Source organism: Streptomyces sp. NPDC018947, assembly GCF_044390505.1.
GTDB lineage: Bacteria > Actinomycetota > Actinomycetes > Streptomycetales > Streptomycetaceae > Streptomyces.
Genome location: NZ_JBIRZD010000006.1, coordinates 262,307 through 283,934 on the forward strand (window position 1 = coordinate 262,307; position 21,628 = coordinate 283,934).

The following is a 21,628-nucleotide window of genomic DNA, read 5'->3' on the forward strand; positions in this document are numbered from 1 at the left end:
CGGGTGAACGAGGCTGCCGACGGGGTCGGGTCAGCGGTGGGTCAGCCGACGGGGCGGACGGCGTTCCGGGCGGCGCGGCGCGCGGTGCGCAGGGCACCTTCCCGGGTGGCTCCGCGCAGACCCAGGACGACCCTGGTGCTGAGTCCGTCGAGCAGGGCGAGGAGTTCGTCGGCGGCCACCGGGACCTCTTCCTCCGGCAGGCCGAAGCGCCCCTGGCGCACCCCTCGGGTCAGCAGCCGCTCCAGGTCCTCCTGCCAGGCCAGGTCGATATCCTCCTGCGCCTTCGTCAGTTCGCCGTTGCCGGCGGCGCGCGCCCACAGCTCCACCCACAGCATCCAGCGGGAGTCCCTGGGCCCCTCGGGCAGGTAGAGCTCCAGGAAGGCGTCCAGGCGGCGGGAGATGGCGGTACGCCGCGACAACAGGGCACGCCGCTCCTCGGTCAGCCGGTCCTCGCTCCAGCGCAGCGCTTCGAGGAGCAGCCGGTCCTTGCTGCCGAAGTAGTACAGGATGTGACCGCCGGAGGTGCCCAGGCGTTCCGCGAGTGCGGACATGGTGAGATCGGCCAGGCCGTGCTGGGCGATGGCGCGCATCGCCTCTTCGAGCATGCGCTCACGGGCGATCGCCCCGCCCCGTCTCCGTCGTGCCACTGGCGCCGTCACGGCGACCAGTGTAGCGAGGCACGCCGACGGACTTGAACGCCGATCAAAATTCGGACGGTCTCGGCCGGGCTATTGACAGGGCACCGCCACCTTCCACATCTTGTATGACGTTCAAACTACCTTGAACCGCGTTCAAGGAACGTTCTCCCCCGCTCCCTCCGCCCGCGGCCAGCCGCCCGATCTCCGGGGACGCACCTCCATGACGCACACTCCCGCCGACACACCGCACGGCGCCTCCCCATCGACGCCCGCACCACCGCCCACGCCGACGCCCGCACCCGCACCCGTCGCGCCCGACGGCACTCCGGCACCTGTCGCCCTCGCGCGGGTCCTCGGCCCCGTGGGCGCCGTCCTGCTCACGCTGTCCTGCATCACGCCCGCCTCGTCGCTGTTCATCCTCGTTCCGGAGTTGTTCGCCGGGCAGGGCACGGGCGCTCCGCTGACCATCGTGGTGGGGATCGTCATCTCCGTCGCGGTGGGCGCCTGCTACGCGGAACTGGGCACTCTCGCACCGAGTTCCGGTGGTGAGTACGCCATGGTCGACGCGGTGCTGGGAAGGTTCCTCGGCTGGGTGACCTTCGCGATGACCATCGCGATGCTCGTGATCATTCCCCCGGTGATCGCTCTGGGCACGGCCGACTACCTCGCCGACCTCGTACAGGTGGACCCGCGGGTCGCCGGCTGTGCCGTCATGCTCGTGGCGATCGCGACGGCCGTGCTGGACGTCAAGTCCAACGCCCTGGTGACCGGCGCCTTCCTGGTCCTCGAGGTGGTGGCCGCCGTCGTGGTGGCCGTCCTCGGCCTGGCGCACGCCCAGCGTTCCCCGTCCGTGCTCGTGCACCCGGAGGTGTCCGAGGCCACGGCCGGGCAGCCGGCGTTCACCACGGGTCTCCTCGTCTCCGGGCTCGCCGCCGCGATGTTCGTGGTCAACGGCTTCGGCACAGCCTCCTATCTCGCGGAGGAGATCCACCGCCCCCGCCGCAACGTGGCGCGCACCGTCTTCTGGTCGCTGTTCATCGGCGCCGCCGTCATCGTCGTGCCCACGGTCGCCGCGGTGCTGGGGACCGAGTCGACGGACACGCTGTCCACGGCGTCCTTCTCCGACCTGGTGCGCGGGTGGGCGGGCGACACCACGGCCACGGCCGTCGACCTGTGCGTCGCCCTGGCCATCCTCAACGCGGTGCTGGTGATGGTGCTGCAGAACGCCCGGGTCCTGTACGCCTCGGGCCGGGACCGGGCCTGGCCGGAACCGGTCAACCGTGCGCTGACCCGCCTCCACCCCCGTTTCGGCTCGCCCTGGGTCGCCACGCTGGTCATCAGCCTCCCCGGCGCGGCACTGGCCTGCTTCGCCGACCTGTCGACGCTGTACTCGGCCACCGGCGCGATCCTCGCCGTGGTCTACGTACTGCTCGCCCTGGCCGCGCTGGCCGCCCGCCGGGCACCGCTGCGCGACCGTCCGGCCTGGCGGATGCCCCTGTGGCCCCTGGCGCCCGTCGTGGTGCTCGCCTCGGTCGGATACGTCCTGTACCAGCAGGCCGGACGTGACCTCGCCATCGCCGGCGGAGTCATCGCGGCGGCGGTCCTGTACTACGTCCTCCACCTGCGCCGGCATCCGCACGACCGATGGCGGGTGGCCGCTCCCGACGGCGACGACTGACACCGGCCGACGACGCTCACCCGGCCACTCCCCTGCCCCGGCGGGCCACCGCCCGGGACGACCCGCGCCACCACGCACCGACTGGAGAACACAACGTGACCCTCCCCTCCCCCGCCCACCTGGTCCTGCGCAACGCCCGCATCCACACCGTGGACCCGGCCCTGCCCTCGGCCGAGGCACTCGCCGTGCGGGACGGCCGGATCGCGTGGCTGGGCTCCGACGCGGAGGCCGGACGGTGGACCGGCTCCGGGACCGAGGTGGTGGACGCGGGCGGGCGGCGGGTCCTGCCGGGCTTCGTGGACGCGCACAACCACGTCCGGCTGGGTTCGGACGAGGAGTGTGTGCAACTGGCCGGGGCCCGCTCGCTCACGGAAGTCGGCGCCCGGATCAGGGCCTGGCGCGAACAGCACCCCGGCGCAGCGTGGATCGAGGCGGAGGGGTTCGACTACTCGGCCCTCCCGGACGGCCGGATGCCCCGCGCACAGGACCTCGACCCGCTCACCGGCGACACACCCGCCTTCGTGCTCAGCTACGACGTGCACACCCTGTGGCTCAACAGCGCCGCGCTGGCCAGGCTCGGCGTCACACGCGACTGCGGCGCGCTGCCGTTCGGCGTGCCCGAGAAGCATCCCGAGACCGGCGAACCCACGGGTTTCGTCAGGGACTTCGCCGTACGGGGACTGTCCCGCGAAGGCCATCGCGCACTGCGCGCGCTCGGCGTGCCCTGGGCTTCACCCGAACGACAGTACGGGCGGCTGCTGCGCAGCCTGGACGACGCGGTCCGCTACGGCATCACGACCGTCGTCGAACCGCAGAACTCCCTGGACGACCTCGAACTGTTCGTACGGGCCCGCAAGGAAGGACGCCTGCGCTCCCGACTGGTGGCGGCGCTGTTCCATCCCCGCGGCACCACCGAGGCCGACCTGGACGCATTCGCCGAGGCCGCGCGCCGGTTCGACGACGAGTGGATGCGGGTGGGCCCGCTCAAGCTCTACATCGACGACGTGGTCGAGCCGCGCACCGCCGCGCTGCTGGAGCCGTACACGGGCTGCCGGCACCGTGGTGACACCTTCTACCCGGCCGAGGAGTTCGCCGGTCTGCTGTCCCGGCTCGACGCACGCGGCTTCCAGTGCTTCGTGCACGCCACCGGCGACCGGGGCATCCGTACCGTGCTGGACGCGGTCGCCCGTGCCCGCGTCACCAACGGCCCGCGCGACGCCCGCCACCAGGTGGTCCACGTGGAGTGCTGCGACCCGGCGGACGTGCCGCGCTTCGCCGGACTCGGGGTCGTGGCCTGCATGCAGCCGCGCCACTGCGCTCCCGAGATCGCCGGTCCCGGCCAGGACTGGGCGCGGAACATCGGTCCGGCGCGGTGGCACAAGGCGTGGCCCATGCGCAGCCTGCACCGGGCAGGGGCGACGTTGGCCTTCTCCAGCGACTGGAACGTCGCCGAGATGGATCCCATGGTGGGTCTGTACACGGCGGTGACCCGTCGGCCGCTGAACGGAGGCGAGGCGTGGATGCCGGAAGAGACCGTGGACATCGAGACAGCCGTCCACGCCTACACGATGGGATCGGCGTACGCGAACTTCCTCGAGCACGAGCGGGGTTCGCTGACGGTCGGGAAGCTCGCCGATCTGGTCGTCCTCTCCCGTGACGTGCTCACGGTCGACCCCGCGGCCATTCCCGGAACCGTGTGCGACCTCGTCATGGTCGGAGGGGAGGTCGTCCACCGGTCCTCGTCGTGACCGGCGTCCGCGGGTGCCGACGACGGCCTCGCCACGGGGCTGTCGGCCCTCGCCCATGTCGTACACAATCGGCGCATGACGGTCACCGCGATCACGCCACCTCCGCACAGCACGCCCGCCGGCCTCGCCCTGGGGTTCCTGACTGGCGGGGTCGTCGGGGCCTCACTGGCCGCCTTCATCAGTGGGTGCGTCGTCGAGAAGGCCTCACTGATCGTCACGGGTCTGGTTCTGCCCGCGGTCTACGGCCTGGTCTTCTTCCTCGCCACGCTGCCGCGCCGTGCCCGGGAGGCGGCCGTCGCCCCGCGCACGGCACTCGCGGTGATCGAGAGTCTGGAGGCCGCCGGGGGTGAGACCAGCGACGTACCGGTGCGGTTCGATCTGACCGTCGCGCCGGACGACGGACCCGCCTACCGCGCCGAGATCCGGCAGGACATCCACGTCGCCGAACTCCCCGACTACCGGCCGCGCGGCATCGTGGTGGTCGAGTATCCGCCGGACCGGCCCTGGAAGGTGAGGATCGTGAAACGGCCGACGCCGGAGTGGGAGGAGCGGGCTGCCGTGGCCCGGGTGGACTCGGCGCCCGGTCCGCCCATGAGGAGTGAATCCCCCGCGGGCCGTGCCGACGGGTTCCTCACGCTGTTCGGCCTGCTGCTCGGCGTGGCCGCCGTGCCGGCGCTGTTCCGCGCTGACCTGTTCCCCTCCCGCGAGGGCGAGAGCGGCGCCCCGCCCAGGCCGTCCGTCTCCTCCTCGTCCACCACCACCGTGGTGTCGGCGACCGGCACGGTCACACTCGGTCCGGGCCGGTCGATGCTCGACGAGGGCGACTTGCGCAAGGCCCTCGAGTCGTTGACACAGGGCGGAGACGACCGCCCGGCGCTCACCGTGGTCGTGCGGGACCGCCTGCTCACGGTCGTCTTCTCCCCCGGCGGCGCGAACGCCGCCGGATTCGATCCCCGGTCCCTGCCCTACGATCGCCTCCCCGGCCTGGTCGACGAGGCCGGCAGCGGCGTCGGCTCCCCGCGGAGCTGGCAGCTGACCGCCGACCGCGTCACCGGCTCGCTCAGGCTCAGGGTCGTGGTCACCGGCGACGGGGGCACGACGACGCTGGAGGCGGATGGGCAGGGCAAAGTGCTGCGGCGCAGCGGCAGTTGACCGAGCCGGGAAGAGGAGGGGCACATGGGGTGGGCCGAGTTTCTGGTGCTGTGGTGCGCGCTGTGGGGTGTGGTGGCGCTCGCCGGGTACGGCATGTCACTTGCCGGGATGACCAAGGCGCAGCGGACGGTCCGGCTCACGGGCCGGATCGAGCGGGTGCGCGCGCCCCGGCACGGCGGGTCCCGCAAGGGTGGGATATCCGTGGTGGTCTCCTACCATGACCTGGCCTCCGGGCAGAGGGTCACCGTGACGAACGACGGTGAGCGCGGCGAGATGATCACCGCGGCATGGCAGGGCCGGGAGATCGGAGTCAGCCACCCGCGGGGCAGACCGCACGCGTACCGGTTCTCCAACGTCCCCGAGGAACCCGGTCGCGGGCTCGGCCGGCCGAGCTGCGCGCTCTTCCTGGTCTACGTCGGCCTGGTGGTCCTGGCCGCGGTCGACCGGGGGTGGCCGTGGGCGCTGATCGGCTTCGGCGCTCCGGGGGCCGTCTTCGCCGCCGCTCACCTGCCCGGGACGGTCCGTGCCAGGAACGACCGCCTCGACAGACTGGCCGCGATGCGGACCGTGCCGGGGCGGGTCGTCGCGGTCCTGAAGGACGTCAGTGTCGACCAGGACGACGGCCACACCTGGACCACCATCACCCCTGTCGTGTCGTTCACCACCCATGAGGGCACGGCTGTCACGGCCCACTGCACGTCGCATCTCGCGGATCCCGCCGGCGCGTACGGCCGTGTCGTCACGGTCCACTACACTCCCGCCGACCCGGCCGACTTCACGCTGGACCCCGTGGCCGAACAACGCTCGACGCACCAGGACCTGGCATTCAACGTCCTGGTGATCGTCGTCCTCGCGGCGGCGGCCGCGGCGGGGGTGGTGTTCCTCTGACGACCGGCGCGGAATTCTTCCCTGTCCCCGCCGCCGGCGGCGCGACCTCGGTCGCGTAGGAGACGAGGATGCCGATACCCCGCGGCACGGGCGGTGGTGACCGCTTCGCTTACTCTGCCGCGACCAGGACCAGTTTCCGCTTGGGCGGATCAGCGCGATCGCTGTCTGATTCTGAGAGGATCCCGGCGTGTTCGACTTCGGGATCGAAACGTACCGGCCTCAGTGGCTCAACGGCCGCTCCGCCGTCGTGGCAGGCCACGGTCAGCGTTTGCGTGCGCTCATCGGCCGCCCGTTGACCCATGCCTGGCTGGTCTGGGACGTCCAGGGCAGCGAGTGGTTCTCCGACTGCCCAGTCCTGCTCGACTTCACCGGAGAACAGGTGGAGATCAACCACGCAAAGTTCGACGACCTCTCGATCACCTGGAACATGGTCGACCCCCGCCAGCCGGTCCAGTGGCCCGCCTTCGAACTCCAGTGGCGCCACGGTACGCGTCCCGAGCTGCACGCCCTGCAGGGCCAGGTCCTTCAGGACGTCGAGCTCCTTGAATGGACCGGGAGCGACGTGGCCCAGGGAACAGTCGCCGTCAGCTTCCGCTTCCCCCACGGCCGACTGACCGTCTTCAACGCCCTCGACGAGAACGGGCTGACCTTCGGGCCACCGGAGTCGCTCGACCAGCGTCAGTCACTGCGCGATGGCCTGTCTGATGATTGACCTTGGAGTGGGTCCTGGGGAGCCGACGGATGCGGCGGGGGATCGGACTGCGCCCTCACTGGCGGGGGTCGACAAACGGAGCGTCCGTGGCGGGATCACCGGCAAGTGATCAACGGGGTCTTGTGACGTCTGCGGACAGGCGTGGCCCAGACCGTGCCATGGAGTGTCGACCTGTAGACCGGGCCGGAAAGTTGGACAAAGCTTCGAAGTACCCGAGGGGCGCCGGGGTCGGATGGCGGAGCTTCCTCGGTGTCGGCCGGATCCCCCGTGGTTCCCGTCATCTATGGTGCCTCCCTGGCGTCTCCGGGACGGACAGCCACGATCCCGCTCAGCGCCGGCCGACGCCGGCGAGCTATTGCGGCGGTTCACTCGGTTCGCCCGGGAGATCGGCATTGCGGATCCTCGCGACCGCCGGCTGCGAGAGTGGCTCGACGACAGCCACGTCGCGCCCATCAGCGGTCCTCAACAAGAACGGATGCCCGACATAAGTGCTCAGCACCCGATGTCCGCCGGGCTCGATTGCTCCATAGGATTGCGGCTGACCGTCCCAGCCGACCCAGTTCACATCCAGCGAGACTGTGGAGGCATTGACGAAACGGACCGAAGTCTGGCGTGTGCTGTCCTGTGATCTGAGCTGCCGCCAATCCACACCGCGCGTCACGATGATGGCCGGAACGGAGGCGGGGACGGCCGGCACCAGGTACCTCACCGTCGCGGCAAAACCCGCCTGTGCGAGCACGGTGAGCAACAACAGGCAAAGATCCATTGCACTGGTGTCAATGGCGATTGGTGTCGCTATGACCAAGGCGGCAACCACGACCGAGATCACGACCGGGCTCGTGCGAACAGCCATGGTCCACCGGTGTGCCTCCCGTCGCTCGCCCTCCCCAACCGAGTTCCTGTACCTCGTCACGTAGTCATCGGCCCTGGGAATCTGCAGTGAGTTGACGAATCCGGCGAACGTGACGAGTCCCCAAAGCGACGCGAGCGCAGAGTCCATGCGGTTCCCCTTCGGTGGAGCCGCTCAGGGAGCGGCGACGCAAGCTTCGAGGCAGCGCGGGGTGCGACGGTCCCGACCAACCGGCGCCCTTCTCCCGACGCTGTTGCGGTCACGCGTGCGCGGAGTCTTCCACCACTCCCGGCTTGCGAAACAACACTGCCGCCCGCCCACACGGCAAGGCTCGCCAGGAGGCGAGGTCGTGACGGCCTTCCAGGGACGCAGCGCGTGGCGTGTGATTGCCACGCAACTCACGTTGCCAGTACGGTCCTTGAACCCTGGCTGATCGGTGGAGGCCGGGGAGGGGGAGGGTGGGCGATGCGGGCTTCGGAGTTGGCCACTGCGGCGGTACAGGTGATGACCGGCGGGACTCCGGTCGCCGCCGAGCAGAAGTCGGCGGTTCAGGAGCTGGTCTGGGGTCGCCTCGGGAGGAGCACCCTGGGCGCCTCTGCGCTGGCACGACTGCACGAGCAGCCCGGCGAGGGATCAGCGGGCATCGTGACCTCCGTACTCACCGACGAATTGCGAACGGACCGGAAGTTCGCCGAGCAGATGGCCAGGGCCCTCCACGTGCCCCACAGCGCGTCGCCGCAGACCGCCACGCGCCGGCGCGCTGCGTCGGTCGCCCCGCCACCGCTCCCGACCGCCAGGCCTGCCGCGGCTCCCTCCCAGGTCCCGGACGCGGCCGATGTGCGGAGGATATTGCTTCTCGGGCTGCCTCAGGCGTTCCTGGCCTACGTCCTCCTCACCGTCGCGTCGCGAAACGGAGCGGGTACGGGCGTTCAGGTCGTCATCCTGCTCGCGGCGACCAGCCTGGCCGCCTACGGCGTGTGGCTCGGGATCAGCCTGCTTCTTCGGCGCATACGCAGCGGCGCGCTCGTGGCCGCGATCCTGTTCGACGTGCTTGTGCTGGTCAGATTGATCCTCTGGCTGGTGGGAGCCGTGAGGTGACGCCCTAGTCCGCGAACCGGCACAACTCGCGTTTCCGTGCGTCGTCAACCACGATTACCGCTTGAACACGTGAGGGACCCGGACGCCCGTGATCCTGCCGTTCCTGTCGGCAAGGACATGAGCAGGCCGGGCGCGCGGGCTGGTGTCCGGATCCCAAGGTGTCACGCGACGTCGATCGTGCGGCAGGCCAACCGGACCAACCCCCCGGCCACGGCATCCGTGCGGCCCGAACCAGCCGGGACCGGATTCGGCCATCAATTAAACACTCGCACATTCTTCCGATCGCCATTCTTCGGGCGCTCGGAAATTTAGCGGATTCTGATGGTTCGGAGGATTCCGCTGGTGACTGCGAGACTCCACGACTTAAGATATCGCGCACTGCTCGCGATGGCGGTCGGTGAGGTCGGGGGTGGGGGCGCGGGTACCATCGAGCTGCGAAATCGCGCAACTCAGGTTGGACCGACCCGAGTTCGCGGCCGCGTGGACTTTCCTTGCCCACGGCACTGGAAACTCACCTGGAATACGATCACATGATCGCCATCGCGCGGCCCACGTAACAGCGGTGGCCGCTTTCCCTTCCGTGACGTTCACTACCCGCACCCGAACCTGGTGCCAGGAAGTGAACGTCCGGCGAGGAGAGAGCAATTCGTTTTCACGACAAGAGACATGTGGAGTGTGGTGCCATGAACCGACTCGGCAGAGACTCACGCCGGTTGGCGCGGAGGCTCGTGGAACCGCCGGCGCGCATCGCGTTGTCCGTTCTTCTGCTGGCCGGGGGCGCCGTGGGAGCGACGGCCGGACCGGCCGCCGCTTCGTCCGCCGACGGCACGCTGACGGTTCAGGTGCTGCGCGACTTCTTCGGCACCGGCGTGGTCAACGCGACCATGGACGTGCCGCAGCGGGGCATGGAGGTGAAGGTCTCCGACCCCGCCGGGCACGTCGTCACCGGTGTCACGGACGCCACCGGCAAGGTCGTGGTGTCACGGTCGACCGTGCTGAGCGGCGGCGAGTACCGCGTCGACGTCAGCATCCCGGCACCGTACAACGGCTATCTGCGGGCGGCGCCCGCGTCGACGGCGGACAACCACTTCGACAGCTTCACGTCGTTCGTGGATGTGTCGGACGGCAAGAACGCCTCGGTGGTGACGGGAGTCTGGGATCCGGCCGACTACGCGCTGCCGGACTCGCGCTACTTCGTGCCGATCCACAACGGCGCCAACGGGACGGACAACCGGGCGTTGGTGGCATTCGGTACGAAGGCCCGGGGCACGTGTCCCACCGATGTGGCGTGCCCGACCACGCTGGCCACGCAGGACCAGGTGGGCACGACGTTCGGATTGGCGTACGACAAGAACCGGACCCGGCTCTTCCAGAGCGCCTTCGCCCGCCGGTACGCCCCCTACGGGCCGCAGGGCGGGGGCGCGATCTACACGGTGCCCGTCAACGGCTCGGGTGCGCCGAAGCTGTTCGCGCGGGTGCCGGACGCAGCGGTGACGCGGCACGACACCGCCAACATGATCAAGGATGCCGGGTTCACCGACGCGCCGGGCAAGGAGAGCATCGGGGGCCTGGCCCTGTCGCCGGACGGCTCCACGCTGTACGCGGTGAACCTGCGGACCCGCAGTCTGGTGAGCTTCGACGCGACAGGGGCCACCGCCGCGGCGCCCAAGTCGACGGTCCCGATCCCGGACCCGGGGTGCGCGAGCACCGACGACTGGCGGCCGTTCGGCCTCCAGTTCCACAACAACACGCTGTACGTCGGCGGCGTGTGCAGCGCGGAGAGCACGCAGCGACGCGCGGACCTGAAGGCCGTCGTCTCCACCTACGACGGGAAGCGGTTCACCACGGTGCTGAGCCACCCGCTCACGTACGCACGCGGCAGCGTCTTCGGAACCGGCGACAAGGCCACCCACTGGAACCCGTGGAACACCAGCCTGGACACGTGGGACGACCGCAAGGCGGGCAACGTCTTCATCGATCCGCAGCCCGAGCTGGCCTCCCTCGCCTTCGCCCGCGACGGCTCGATGATCCTGGGTTTCCGCGACCGGTTCATGGACGTGCTCAGTTGGGGAGGACTGGACCCGCGCCCGGGGAACGACACGGCCGAGAACGGCATGTCCGGTGGTGACATCACGATGGTCTGCGCCACTCCCACCGGTGAATACCAGTGGGAAGGCACCGGCGACTGCCCCAACCACGCCACCCCCGCCAACAACGGCGGCCAGGCCGCCGATGTCGTCGAGTACTTCCCGGGCGACTTCTTCGCCAACGCGCACCAGGAGACCGCGCTGGGGTCGGTGGCCTATATCCCGCAGCAGCAGTGGGTCGTCAGCACGGAGTTCGACCCGGTCGTCAACGTCGCGACCTCGGGGACCGGTTACCACGACATCACCACCGGTCAGGGCCCCGGCAACAACCCGACCGCCAACGGGTTCCAGTTCGTCAGCCAGGTGCAGGGCGGGTTCGGCAAGGCCGGCGGGCTCGGTGACATCGCGTACGCGGCGGCGAACGCGCCGATCCAGATCGGCAACGTCGTGTGGTTCGACGGCGACCACAACGGGATCCAGGACCCGGGGCACGTGCTGCTGCCGGGGGCGACGGTAAACCTGCTGGACGCGGACGGCAAGCAGGTCGCCACGACCAGGACCAATGCCGCCGGCGAGTACTACTTCGGTGGTGTCGGCGCAGAGTACGAACTCACGCCCGGCGCCAAGTACACGGTGCAGTTCGACGTGTGCACCGCGGACACCGGCCGGGTGCCCGAGCAGCCCCCGGCGAGCGAGCTGAGGTTCACGCTGCCGAGGGCCGGTGCCGACCGGGGGCACGACTCCAACGTGACGCCGCCGACCACCGGACCGTTGTGCAAGGGCTCCGCGCCCGTCACGGCGCCGGACAAGCCGGGCGGGGTCGATCACACGATCGACGCCGGGGTGTACATCCCGAAGGACACGCCGGCCCCCAGCCCGACGTCGACTCCCCCGTCGACCCAGACCCCGACCCCGACCCCGACTCCGACTCCGACGCCGCCCGGGGCCTCCGCGCCGCCGTCGCCCGCGCCGCCTGCCAACCACCCGGCCCCGGCCGGTGGAGGCGGGGGTTCGATGGCGAACACCGGTGTGCCCGGGGTGGCGGAGATGATCGGCATCGTGGGTCTGCTGGTGGGAGCGGGCGTGGTCATCGCGTTCGTGGCCCGGAATCGTCGCGCCCGGCAGCACTGAACGAACCATGCAACGGTGGTCTGCCCGTCCGGTCCTGACGGAGGGGACGGGCGGATCACCCCTCGGCCGGTCCACGAGGACCGGCCTTGACGTGGTCCGCGACCGGACTTCTGAGTACCGCCACGAGCCCGCAGTGGCCGGACGGTGCGGTGATCGAAAGGATGAATCGGAGAGTGTCAGCGTCGAACCGTGTGCGGAACGTGAGACTCCGGCAAGCCCCACCGGATCGTCCGGCCGGCCGGCGCCGATGGCGGCGGTCGCGCCGGTCCGCGGCCGTCATGGGCATCGCGGCCGCAGCGGTGGCCGCGATGGCGGCGATGGCCGCGTTCCTGGTCACCGACGGCGACGCCGACGGTCCGCGCCTGCTGACGACGGAGGAGGCGAGCCGACTGGCGATCACACGCTTCCGCAACTACCAGGCACAGGGCCGCGCCGTGACGATCACCGTGCCGGGCACCGCCGGCGAACTGACCGTCACCGGGTCCGTCGACTACCGGCGCAAGGTCGGCCAGGGCGTGGTGCACGGGACCGGGCGCGCCAAGTCCAGCGACGGGCTGATCCAGTGGACGCCCACCTCGGTGCGGGTCCGCCCGATGACCCACGCCCCGGCGCACGCACCCGCGTCACCGCCCCGCTCGGGTTGGTACGACCGTCCGCTGTCGTCGTCGGGCAGCGCGCTGGACACTTCCCTGTCCATCGCTCTCGGTCTCGGCGGCGACCGGCCGGACAACGCCGAACTGCTGCCGCAGAACGGCGCCGCGTGGTGGGGGCGAGAGCAGGTGGACGGGCGCCGGGTGGACGTCATGACCGGGCCGTCCTCCCCCGGCCGCTCCGGTACGGCGGGGAACGTGCGCTACTGGATCGGCTCCGACGGCACCATGTACCGGGTCCGCATCAGCGTCGGTTCGCAACCGGAGCCGGTGGTCATCGATTTCGACACCCACGAGTACGTTCCGGTCAAGCCGCTGCCGGAGACCGCTGCGACCCGGTAGCCGCTGTTCAGGACGTCTGCACCCGCGCGTTCGCGGCGAGGAGCGACGGCGTCGGCAACCGGATGCCCTCCATCTCCGGCAGGTCCGGGACGGGTGGGACAGCTGTGGCGCCCGCGGTGGCGGCGTCCGGGAACTGCGGCTGCGGGGCCGGTGCCGCGACCTCGGTGAACGGGATGCCACCGGGGGCCGTCGGCGCGGCCCACGTACCGCCCGGCGAGAGCGAACCGGCCGGAAGCGGGCAGGCCGCGGTCGTCGTGAGCCGGGCCGGCACGGTGGTGCGCAGGTCGTTGCCCCGCAGGCAGTTGCCCCGTCCCCGCGTGGCGGTGGGGAACGTCCAGCCGACGTCGACGCCGTTGCCGGTGAACGCGTTGTCCACGATCTGGTTGCCGACCGGAGGCAGGTCGGCGGTCGCGGTGATCACCAGCCCTGCGTTGCGGTTGCCGGCGATGCGGTTGCGGACGAACCGGTTGTCGCTGCCGCCGTCGATGCCGGCACCGATGCCCCATCCGCCGTCGGCCTGCTCCGGGGTGGCGGTCTGCTGGTTGGCGGCGATGAGATTGCCCGCGACGACGGAGCCCTTCTGCGGGAGCAGCTTCTCCTGGTGGTTCGAGTTGGTGGTGAGTCCGACCCTGTTGCCGACCAGGCGGTTGCCGACCACGTACATGTCCTCGCTGGCGTTGGTGCCCTCGTAACCGACCGCGTTGAGTTCGGCGACGTTGTCCCGCACCACGATGTTGCAGGGCTTGCACTGGCCTACGTAGATCCCCGAGTCGGCGCCGCCCGACGCGTACGAGTGCTCGATGACACCGTTCTGGGCGGAGAACGCGTAGATGCCGTACAGACCGTTGCGGGTCGCGGTCACGTGGGAGACGAGGAACGACTTCAGGAACGTGACGGGCTCGTCGCCGGTGTCGTAGCCGCCGCTTCCCCCCGGCAGTCCGGCGGCCGCCTTCGCCGAACCGGTGACCAGGACCCCGTTCTGCGTGTTGTTCCGCACGGTCAGGTTCTCCACGGCCACCCCCGGCGCGGAGACGACGACGCCGTTCGGCTGCTGCAGACGCCCGTCGATGACGACCTTGTCCCGGGACAGACCGCGAAGGGTGATGCGCGCCGTGCCGATCCTCACCGACTCGTGGTACACGCCGGGCGCGACCAGCACCAGGTCGCCGGGCCGTGCCATGGAGACCGCGTCGGAGATCGTCGGGGCGTCGGCAGGTACCCGGATCGTCACATGCGCACCGGCCGGACGCCGGCCTTTGCCGTCTCCCTCACCGCCGCCGCACCCTGCCACCAGTGTCAGCGTGCCCACTACCGCCGCCAACACGCGAAGAGCTGATCGAGGCATGATCTCATTCTGGCATGACGCCCAATTCCGCGCCAAAAACGCAAGGTTGGCCGACATGCGCTATTCGGGTGTGGCACTGTGCACCCCATGCGCCGAGCCGATCACCACCCGTCACGCCGCAGGTTCCTCGAAGTCACCGGCGCCATGACGGCCGCCGGTGTGACCGCGGGGTGCACATCGGACTCCGCCCGGCCGGGCCGGCACGCTCCTGCCCCAGGGGGCACGCCGGTGCCGGTGCCGGCGACGGGCCGCCATCAGGCGGGCATCACGCTCCCCCAGCCGGCCCAGCCCCACCTGCTCGCCGTGGTGGCCGACCTCGACGCCACCGCGGCGCCGGGCCCGTTGCTGGCCGAACTGGGCCGGACCATCCGCACACTCACGGACGGGACCGACACTCGGCTGCTCGGCCTGCCGCCGGGCGACCTCACCGTGACCGTCGGCGTGGGTCCCCGTCTGGTGCGCACGGCAGGTGCCTCGCTGCCCGGCGCGGACGACCTCCCGCGATTCTCCCGCGAGCGGATCGCCCCGCGAGCACGCGGCGGTGACCTGCTGCTGCAGATCTGCGCCGGCGATGCGCTGCTCCTGCCGGTCGCCGCCGCCGCGCTTCTGGACCAGGCCGGCGACCGCATCCGGGAACGCTGGCGCCAGTCCGCACGCCGCGGTGCGCACGTGTCCGTCGGCGACGGCCTCACCGCGCCGCGCAATCCGCTGGGTTTCATCGACGGCATCGTGGGTCCGCACACGACCGCCGAACAGCAGCGCGACCTGTGGCTGGCGGGCCCCCCTGCGGTCGCCGGCGGCACCCTTGCCGTACTGCGGCGGATGGAACTCGACCTGCCCCGCTTCGCCGCCCTGTCCGTAGCCGAACAGGAAGCGGTCCTCGGGCGCCGCCGGGCCAGCGGCGTCCCCCTCTCCGGCGGCACCACCGCCTCGGGCCCGGAACTCGGCGCCAAGACACCGGACGGGCGCTACCTCGTCCCCGCGGACGCCCACGTGCGCCGAGCGCATTCCGCCGTGGTCGGTGTCGGGCTCATGCTCCGCCGCTCCTACAGCACCGACGAGCCCGCCCCCGGCCTGCTCTTCATCAGCTTCCAGAACGACCTGCGGACGTTCACCGCCACCCTCACCCACATGGACACCTCCGACGCGCTGCTGCCCTTCACCACCACGACCGCCGGCGCGACCTTCCTGATCCTGCCCGGCTTCGACCGGCAACACCCGCTCGGTTCAGGGCTGTTCGGCTGATCACGATCGCTTGACATGCCGGTGTGGCCCTCCGCATCACCCCGCCGGGTGACCGGCGGCCGGAACCCGCGGCTCGGTCTGCCACCGAGCCTAGGGTTTGCCCATGACCGTGACGGTTCCTCTCGAAAAGACCGCGCTCGACGCCGAGCGCGTCGCACGCGAACTCCACCGCTGTTGCGGGGAGTTCGATGGCGACGGCTTCGTACGGTCAGTGACCGCGGGCATCCCGCACGGTGTCGAGGGTGCGGCCGCATCGGAACGCCCGGACGCGAGGTGGGCGGCGTGAACGAGCCCACCGATGCGTCAGCCGACAGTGTCCCGGGGCCGCGCGCCGCCCCCGCGACCGCGACGCCTCCCACCGTGGCGCAGGACCCGCCGGCCGACCGCACCGGGGGCAGGACGGGCGCCGCCGCGCAGACACCCGATCCGGAGCCCCGGATGCGCTTCGTCGACCTGACGAGAAACCGTGAAGCGGCCGGCCGGTCCATCCGGATGCGCGACATGGCCCGCCGCCTGCCCCGGCTGGTGCGCCGCTCACTTTCCCTGGCCTGGCGCGTCGACCCCAGGGCGACCATCGGCCTGCTGCTGCGCCAAGCCGCCGCCGGAGTGATGCAGGCCCTCTGTCTCGTCGCCATCAGCGGCAGGGCACCTACAGCCGGCTCGCCCAGCAGCCAGGGCCGTTCCAGCGGTTGCCGTCCTACCAGATCACGGCCGAGTCGGACGGCGAGAAGCGCGGGACGCCCGCGTGAACGCCGCCGGCACCACTACAGTGCGCGCCAGGGGAAGCCGTCGCGCCCGCGGCAACTCCCCCGGCCCTCCGACGCCTCCCGAGGTGATGACGTGCCGCCCACCCGCTCCCACATCCGCGAGATCACCGAGGAGTACCTGGCCCGGCGCCCGCACGAACGGGACTCCCTCTCCGGGCTGCTTTCCGTCCTGGAGGGCCCCGACGATCCGACCGGCCGGGCCACGCTCCCCGGGCACGTCACCTGCAGCGCGGTCGTCATCGACCGGGAACGACGCGTTCTGCACCTCGGGCACAAGGCGACAGGGCTGCTTCTCGCACCAGGCGGTCATGTCGAGGACGACCGGACGCTCCTGGCCGCTGCCCTGCGGGAAGTGCGGGAGGAGACCGGAATCAACCTCGCGGACCTGTGCCTGACGCCGCAGTTCCTCACCGCTCCGATCGACATCGACGTCCACGACATCGACGCCGCCCCCGCCAAGGGCGAAGGCGCGCACCGGCATTTCGACTTCCGGTTCGCCTTCTACCTCGTCCCCGAACGGCACCCGGCGCTCACCCTGCGGGACGAGGAGGTCACCGGGGCCCGTTGGCTCGCGTTCGACGAGGTCAGGTCGCCGGCCCTGCGCGCCAAGCTGCTGGACGCCCGGTCCCGGGGGCTCGACGGGCGACCGGAGCCCGTCAACGCCTCGGCGCTGATCCACGACGGCCACGGCCGATACCTGCTCCACCTGCGGGACGACCGTGAAGACATCTGGGCACCAGGCACGTTCGCCCTCCTCGGTGGCGGCCGCACCAGGGAGGACGCCGACCTGGAGGCAACCCTGCGTCGGGAACTCGCCGAAGAGACTCCATGTCTGGAACTCGCCGGGCTGAAGCCGTACACGGTCGAGGAGGACACGAGTGTTGACGGCCTGACGGTGTCGACCCAGGTCTTCGAGGGCCGCTGGAGCGGTGACCCGGAGACGGTGGACCTGCGGGAAGGCGTCCTGCTGCGGTGGTTCACCCCGGACACGCTGGACCGGCTGCGCCTGAGCGACGGCCTCGGCGACCTGATCCGCCGCCATGCGGCCGAGCATCCCCCCACCGGCAGGCCGCCGCACCGTGCTCCGCTGCCGAGACAGGGGGCACCGGAGGGGACCGAGCTCCACATCGTCGGTGTCCACCTCTACCTGCGGGACGAGCAGGGCCGCATCCTCCTCGGCCTGCGCCACCCCGACTCCGCCTACGCGGGCGGCACCTGGCACTTCCTGGCCGGGCACTGCGAGCGGGAATCCGCGATCACCTGCCTGGTCCGGGAAGCCAAGGAAGAGGCCGGGCTGATCATCGATCCGGAGGAGGTGGAACTGGTGCATCTGGTCCACCTCGTCGACTCGCCGGGCACTCCGCCGCGCATGCAGCTCGTCTTCCGGGCCCGGGCCTGGTCCGGCGCTCCGGAGAACCTGGAGCCCGACCGCTGCGTGGAGTGGCGGTGGTGGGATCCGCTGCGGCTCCCGACCGAGGTCGTGCCGTACACACGGCAGGCGATCACCAGCATCCTCGGCGGCAGCCTGTACTCCCAGATGGGCTGGTGAAGACGATGCCCGACGACGACCGCCTGGACGCGGCGCGACCTCGGCACGAACGCCGCGGCGCCGCGCCGGACGGACAAAGCTCGTACGTCGCTCGATGACCTCGCGGCCGACGGGTCGCACGGGAGGATGCCGTGTACACGATCCTGCCCACCCGGCGTCCGGGCGGTGCGCGGTGAGCGGCGGGCCGCGGCACACCGAACCGGTGGACGTCCACCTGATCCTGCGCCGCGGGACCGCGTCGGAGCCGGAGGTGCTGCTGTCGCGGCGGGCCGGCCAGGTGTACGCCGCCGGCCTGTGGCACCTTCCGTCGGGACACCTCGACGGCCCGCACGAGGACGTCGTCACCGCCCTGGTGCGCGAGGCGCGGGAGGAGACCGGTGTCGTCATCGACCCGGTGGACGTGCGGGCCGCCGTGACCGTGCACCACCGCAGCCCTGGCGGCGCCAGTCGCACCGGGCACTTCTTCGAGGTCCGGCGGTGGCAGGGCGAGCCCCGGATCGAGGAACCGGACGTCTGCGACGCGATGGACTGGGCTCGCCTGGACGCGCTGCCCGACCGGATGGTGGCGTACTGCCGCGCCGGCCTCGACGCCTACACCGCCGGCGCGCGCCTGGCCCTGCACTTCCAATTGCCCGGCGACCCCATCGCCTTCGACCCCGGCGTCGACCGACTGCGTCTCGTTCCGGACGTGACCGGCCGGCCGGCCTCCACCCGTCCCGACGCCGCCGTCGTGGAGTTCGCGGAACGGGCGGTCGGCCGGATCACCGCGTGGACGGACACGTCGTGGGCGCGCGAGAACAGCCGCGTGTGGCGGGCTTGTGGTCTCCACGGCGGCACCTGGTACGTGAAGGCCCATCCCAGCGAGCGGTTCCACGGCAGGGAGGTACGGGGGCTGCGGACGTGGGCGTCCGAGCTGGGCGCGGCGGCGCCACGGCTGGTCGCCGCCGACGAGACGCTGAAGGCGGTGGTGCTCACCGCCGTGCCGGGCCGGCCCCTGCACGGCACAGCCCTCACTCCGCGGCAGGAGAGGCTCGTGTTCCGCCGGATCGGCGCGTTGGCCCGCCGCATCCACCAGTCCCGCCCTGCCCGTCCCGCTCCCGCCGGCAGCGGCCCGGCCATCGCCAAGGCCGACCGGCATCTGGCGGCGGCGCGAGCGCTTCTGCGGCCGGGAGACGAGGAGTTCGTCCGCGACCTCGTCCGGCAGGCCGGCCGTCTGCAGCCGCTGGAGTGGGTGGAGACCCACGGGGATCTCCAGCTCCGCAACATCCTCTACGACGCCGGCGGCGCGGCGGGCGAAGAGGACGATGACGACACGCTCGTGGCAGTGGTCGACCTCGAGCGCAGTGAGCCCGGGCCGGCCGTACGGGATCTGGTCCGCCTGTCGGACGCCTGGGTCGGCCGCCCCGACTTGTACGAGGCCTTCCTGACCGGGTACGGCAGGTTGCTGACCGCCGCCGAGGACGCCCGGCTGGTCATCGACACGGCCCTCGATGCCGTGAGCGGGATCGCGTACGGCGCCGCCCACGGCGATCCCGAACTGGTCGAGCGCGGCCGGCGCACGCTGTCCCGGCTTCGCGCCGAGCCCCACGCCCCCTCTCATCGACAGGAGACGCCCGGTGACCGCTGACACCTCGTCCACCGACGCGACCGGACCGCGAGACGCCGCCGTACGGCCGCCTGTCCGCGCGGCCACGCCCGCTGACGCCGGGGCCATCATCCGGATGCGCTCCGAGCACGTCCTGTCCGAGCCCGTGAACGAGGAATGGATCCGCCGGTGCGCCGAGGAGCTGGCCCCGCGGCTGGCGCCGGAGGGGGACGGGCGCGCGTTCGTCATCGACGCCCCGGGCGGCGTGACGGCCGCCTGCGCCCTCGGTCTGATCCATCCGGTGCTGCCGGCCCCGGCTTGCCCCCGCGGTCTTGCGGCTCGCGTGCAGGTGGTCGCCGCCCACCCGGACTTCCGACGCCGCGGATACGCCCGCGCCGTGCTCTCCGCACTGCTCGACCACCTCTCCGGTGTCGAGGACGTCACGCTGTTCGAAGTGAGCAGCAGCGTGGAAGCCATGTCCCTCTACCGGGAGTTCGGTTTCGACGGAAGCCCGGAGCTGATGCGGATGACCCGCCCCCGAGAACCGTCCGCAGCGCGCCCCGCGGGGGAGGACACCGCGTGGATGCCGCTCGAGCAGTACGCCGAGACGGTCCTCAAGGCCACCGCCTTCGCGTGCGTCTTCTTCACCGACGAGGAAGACCGGCCGCTCCAACTGCACTCCGTCTACTCGCCCGCCCACCCGTGGCAGCTCGTCGGCGGCACGATGGACAAGGGCGAGCGGCCGTGGGACACGGCCGCTCGCGAGTGCCGGGAGGAGACCGGCCTGACGGTCACCGGGCCGCCCAGGCTCCTGGCCACCGTCTACGGGCTGCCGGGCGCGCAGTGGCCCTACAGCACGATCGGGATGGTCTTCGACGGCGGCCGGCTCACCCCCGAGCAGATCCGCGGCATCACTCTCAGCCCGCGGGAGCACGACGAGGTCCGCGTACTGCCCCTGGCCGAGTGGCGGACGCTGATGCCTGAGCGCGATTTCGAACGGCTGAGTGCTGTGGCCGAGGCCCGCCGCACCGGGAGGGCCGCGTACTTCGGCACCTGGGACTGGGGGAACGAATGAGCGACGTCGGGGAGCCACGGGAGGGCGGGGCGAGCCGGAAGGGGTAAGGTCAGGCCGCCGCGGCGCGGAAGACGCTGGGGCTCAGGCCTCGATGGCGTTTGAACGCGGCGCTGAAACCGAAGGCATCGGCGTAGCCGACGGACTTGGCGATCTGGGCGATGGCGAGGTCGGTGTCGGACAGCAGTGCCTCGGCCTCGTCCATGCGGCATTCGGTCACGTAGGTCAGCGGTGGGCGGCCCATGATGTCGGTGAAGCGTTTGGCGAACAGCGCCCGGGAGACACCGGACTCGGCGGCGAGCGCGGCAACCGTCCATCTCCGGGAGGGCCGGGCGTGGAAGGCCTGGAGCGCGGGCGCGAGCATCGGATCGGCCAGGCCCCGGTACCAGTCCGGGGCGTCCGAACTCGCCTGTTCGAACCAGGTACGCAGCGTGCACACAAGGGCCCAGTCCAGGAGCCGGTCCATCAGCGCCTGCGAGCCGGCCGAGCGCAGGGCGGCGTCGGCGGCGGCCGTCTCCAGCCAGGCGCAGACCTCGGTGTCCTCGTTGATCACCAGCACCGGTGGCAGGCCGCGCAGCAGTCGTTCATAGCGACGGCCCGAGGCTCGGTAGGCGCCCACGATCAGAGCGGTCGCTCCATCCGGATCGTTGCCCCAGCGGATGCCGCCGAGGTCCTGGACGGTGCATGCGGCATCCGCCGTGAAGCAGGCGATCTCGTACTCGACGTGTGGGCGGCTGGGGGAGGTCGGCCCGTCCGCGAGGTGAAACGGCTCGGGACCGCGCACGATGGCCGTGTCGCCGGCGCCGACCGCCTGTTCGGTGCCGTCGGACAGGAGCAGGGTGCCGCCACCGCGCAGCACGCTGACCATGGTGAGCGGGGCTCCGTCGGCGAAGCGGATGGTCCAGGGCGCTTCCAGCACGGCGTGGCTGACGACCGAGCCCTCGGCCCGGATGCCACTGAGCAGAGAACTCAAAGGGTCCACGGGCACGATCGTAGACGAACTCCTATGCGGTGGAGGGTTTCTCCCATGGATCATCCAATCGATCACGCGTGTACTGGACTGGCAGAACGTCACCGAGACCAGCCAGGAG

General features: G+C 71.2%; 17 protein-coding genes. 13 read left to right on the forward strand and 4 right to left on the reverse strand.

The features are described 5' to 3' along the window. Window positions 1–41 precede the first annotated feature (41 nt). Window positions 42–605 carry a TetR/AcrR family transcriptional regulator gene (locus tag ACH499_RS14635; RefSeq protein ID WP_399016030.1) on the reverse strand — a complete coding sequence of 188 codons (564 nt, stop codon included), beginning with the start codon at window positions 603–605 and terminating at the stop codon, window positions 42–44. 253 nt (window positions 606–858) lie between these two features. Between ACH499_RS14635 and ACH499_RS14640 the strand changes: the two genes are divergently transcribed. The 5 genes from ACH499_RS14640 (at window position 859) to ACH499_RS14660 (ending at window position 6,816) form a co-directional block, all read left to right on the forward strand. Then, window positions 859–2,316 carry an APC family permease gene (locus ACH499_RS14640; RefSeq protein WP_399015875.1) on the forward strand — a complete coding sequence of 486 codons (1,458 nt, stop codon included), beginning with the start codon at window positions 859–861 and terminating at the stop codon, window positions 2,314–2,316. A gap of 95 nt (window positions 2,317–2,411) precedes the next feature. After that, entirely contained in the window at window positions 2,412–4,064 is a 1,653-nt protein-coding gene (locus ACH499_RS14645) for an amidohydrolase (protein WP_399015877.1), read from the forward strand. A gap of 75 nt (window positions 4,065–4,139) precedes the next feature. After that, entirely contained in the window at window positions 4,140–5,216 is a 1,077-nt protein-coding gene (locus tag ACH499_RS14650; RefSeq protein ID WP_399015880.1) for a hypothetical protein, read from the forward strand. A gap of 24 nt (window positions 5,217–5,240) precedes the next feature. After that, window positions 5,241–6,104: a DUF3592 domain-containing protein gene (locus ACH499_RS14655; protein ID WP_356202554.1), complete on the forward strand. Its 864-nt coding sequence runs from the start codon at window positions 5,241–5,243 to the stop codon at window positions 6,102–6,104. A gap of 187 nt (window positions 6,105–6,291) precedes the next feature. Continuing rightward, window positions 6,292–6,816 carry a hypothetical protein gene (locus ACH499_RS14660; protein ID WP_399015882.1) on the forward strand — a complete coding sequence of 175 codons (525 nt, stop codon included), beginning with the start codon at window positions 6,292–6,294 and terminating at the stop codon, window positions 6,814–6,816. 352 nt (window positions 6,817–7,168) lie between these two features. Here the strand turns inward: ACH499_RS14660 and ACH499_RS14665 are convergent, their stop codons facing one another. Beyond that, window positions 7,169–7,816 carry a hypothetical protein gene (locus ACH499_RS14665; protein WP_399015884.1) on the reverse strand — a complete coding sequence of 216 codons (648 nt, stop codon included), beginning with the start codon at window positions 7,814–7,816 and terminating at the stop codon, window positions 7,169–7,171. A gap of 315 nt (window positions 7,817–8,131) precedes the next feature. Here ACH499_RS14665 and ACH499_RS14670 point away from each other — a divergent pair, with 315 nt between their 5' ends. The 3 genes from ACH499_RS14670 to ACH499_RS14680 all read left to right on the forward strand — a co-directional run bounded on the left by ACH499_RS14670 (window position 8,132) and on the right by ACH499_RS14680 (window position 12,974). Further along, window positions 8,132–8,764: a hypothetical protein gene (locus ACH499_RS14670; protein ID WP_399015887.1), complete on the forward strand. Its 633-nt coding sequence runs from the start codon at window positions 8,132–8,134 to the stop codon at window positions 8,762–8,764. A gap of 782 nt (window positions 8,765–9,546) precedes the next feature. Next, window positions 9,547–11,982 carry an SdrD B-like domain-containing protein gene (locus tag ACH499_RS14675; RefSeq protein WP_399016032.1) on the forward strand — a complete coding sequence of 812 codons (2,436 nt, stop codon included), beginning with the start codon at window positions 9,547–9,549 and terminating at the stop codon, window positions 11,980–11,982. 317 nt (window positions 11,983–12,299) lie between these two features. Further along, window positions 12,300–12,974: a hypothetical protein gene (locus ACH499_RS14680; RefSeq protein WP_399016034.1), complete on the forward strand. Its 675-nt coding sequence runs from the start codon at window positions 12,300–12,302 to the stop codon at window positions 12,972–12,974. Between the two features lie 7 nt (window positions 12,975–12,981). On the opposite strand, the gene ACH499_RS14685 is transcribed toward ACH499_RS14680, so the two are convergent. Beyond that, window positions 12,982–14,319: a nitrous oxide reductase family maturation protein NosD gene (locus tag ACH499_RS14685; protein WP_399015888.1), complete on the reverse strand. Its 1,338-nt coding sequence runs from the start codon at window positions 14,317–14,319 to the stop codon at window positions 12,982–12,984. Window positions 14,320–14,406: 87 nt separating this feature from the next. Between ACH499_RS14685 and ACH499_RS14690 the strand changes: the two genes are divergently transcribed. The 5 genes from ACH499_RS14690 to ACH499_RS14710 all read left to right on the forward strand — a co-directional run bounded on the left by ACH499_RS14690 (window position 14,407) and on the right by ACH499_RS14710 (window position 20,540). After that, complete coding sequence (locus ACH499_RS14690; protein WP_356202546.1) at window positions 14,407–15,564, forward strand: Dyp-type peroxidase; 1,158 nt, start codon at window positions 14,407–14,409, stop codon at window positions 15,562–15,564. A 103-nt stretch (window positions 15,565–15,667) separates the two neighbouring features. Continuing rightward, a complete protein-coding gene (locus tag ACH499_RS14695) occupies window positions 15,668–15,850 on the forward strand; it encodes a hypothetical protein (protein WP_399015890.1) in 183 nt (60 codons plus the stop codon). Window positions 15,851–16,002: 152 nt separating this feature from the next. Beyond that, entirely contained in the window at window positions 16,003–17,880 is a 1,878-nt protein-coding gene (locus ACH499_RS14700) for an NUDIX domain-containing protein (RefSeq protein ID WP_399016037.1), read from the forward strand. A 202-nt stretch (window positions 17,881–18,082) separates the two neighbouring features. Beyond that, complete coding sequence (locus ACH499_RS14705; RefSeq protein ID WP_399015892.1) at window positions 18,083–19,507, forward strand: phosphotransferase; 1,425 nt, start codon at window positions 18,083–18,085, stop codon at window positions 19,505–19,507. After that, window positions 19,497–20,540 (forward strand): GNAT family N-acetyltransferase, encoded by a 1,044-nt coding sequence (locus ACH499_RS14710; RefSeq protein ID WP_399015894.1) that lies wholly within the window; start codon window positions 19,497–19,499, stop codon window positions 20,538–20,540. Before ACH499_RS14705 ends, ACH499_RS14710 begins: the two co-directional genes overlap by 11 nt. A 49-nt stretch (window positions 20,541–20,589) precedes the next feature. Here the strand turns inward: ACH499_RS14710 and ACH499_RS14715 are convergent, their stop codons facing one another. Then, window positions 20,590–21,528, reverse strand: coding sequence for an AraC family transcriptional regulator (locus tag ACH499_RS14715; RefSeq protein WP_399016039.1), 939 nt, complete (start codon window positions 21,526–21,528; stop codon window positions 20,590–20,592). Between the last annotated feature and the right edge of the window lie 100 nt (window positions 21,529–21,628).

Coding starts and splice junctions, on each gene's coding strand:
- ACH499_RS14665 (WP_399015884.1), bottom strand. CDS start 7,816: ATGGACTCTGCGCTCGCGTCGCTTTGGGGACTCGTCACGTTCGCCGGA.
- ACH499_RS14695 (WP_399015890.1), top strand. CDS start 15,668: ATGACCGTGACGGTTCCTCTCGAAAAGACCGCGCTCGACGCCGAGCGC.
- ACH499_RS14635 (WP_399016030.1), bottom strand. CDS start 605: ATGCTCGAAGAGGCGATGCGCGCCATCGCCCAGCACGGCCTGGCCGAT.
- ACH499_RS14690 (WP_356202546.1), top strand. CDS start 14,407: ATGCGCCGAGCCGATCACCACCCGTCACGCCGCAGGTTCCTCGAAGTC.
- ACH499_RS14700 (WP_399016037.1), top strand. CDS start 16,003: ATGCGCTTCGTCGACCTGACGAGAAACCGTGAAGCGGCCGGCCGGTCC.
- ACH499_RS14640 (WP_399015875.1), top strand. CDS start 859: ATGACGCACACTCCCGCCGACACACCGCACGGCGCCTCCCCATCGACG.
- ACH499_RS14655 (WP_356202554.1), top strand. CDS start 5,241: ATGGGGTGGGCCGAGTTTCTGGTGCTGTGGTGCGCGCTGTGGGGTGTG.
- ACH499_RS14680 (WP_399016034.1), top strand. CDS start 12,300: ATGGCCGCGTTCCTGGTCACCGACGGCGACGCCGACGGTCCGCGCCTG.
- ACH499_RS14650 (WP_399015880.1), top strand. CDS start 4,140: ATGACGGTCACCGCGATCACGCCACCTCCGCACAGCACGCCCGCCGGC.
- ACH499_RS14685 (WP_399015888.1), bottom strand. CDS start 14,319: ATGCCTCGATCAGCTCTTCGCGTGTTGGCGGCGGTAGTGGGCACGCTG.
- ACH499_RS14670 (WP_399015887.1), top strand. CDS start 8,132: ATGCGGGCTTCGGAGTTGGCCACTGCGGCGGTACAGGTGATGACCGGC.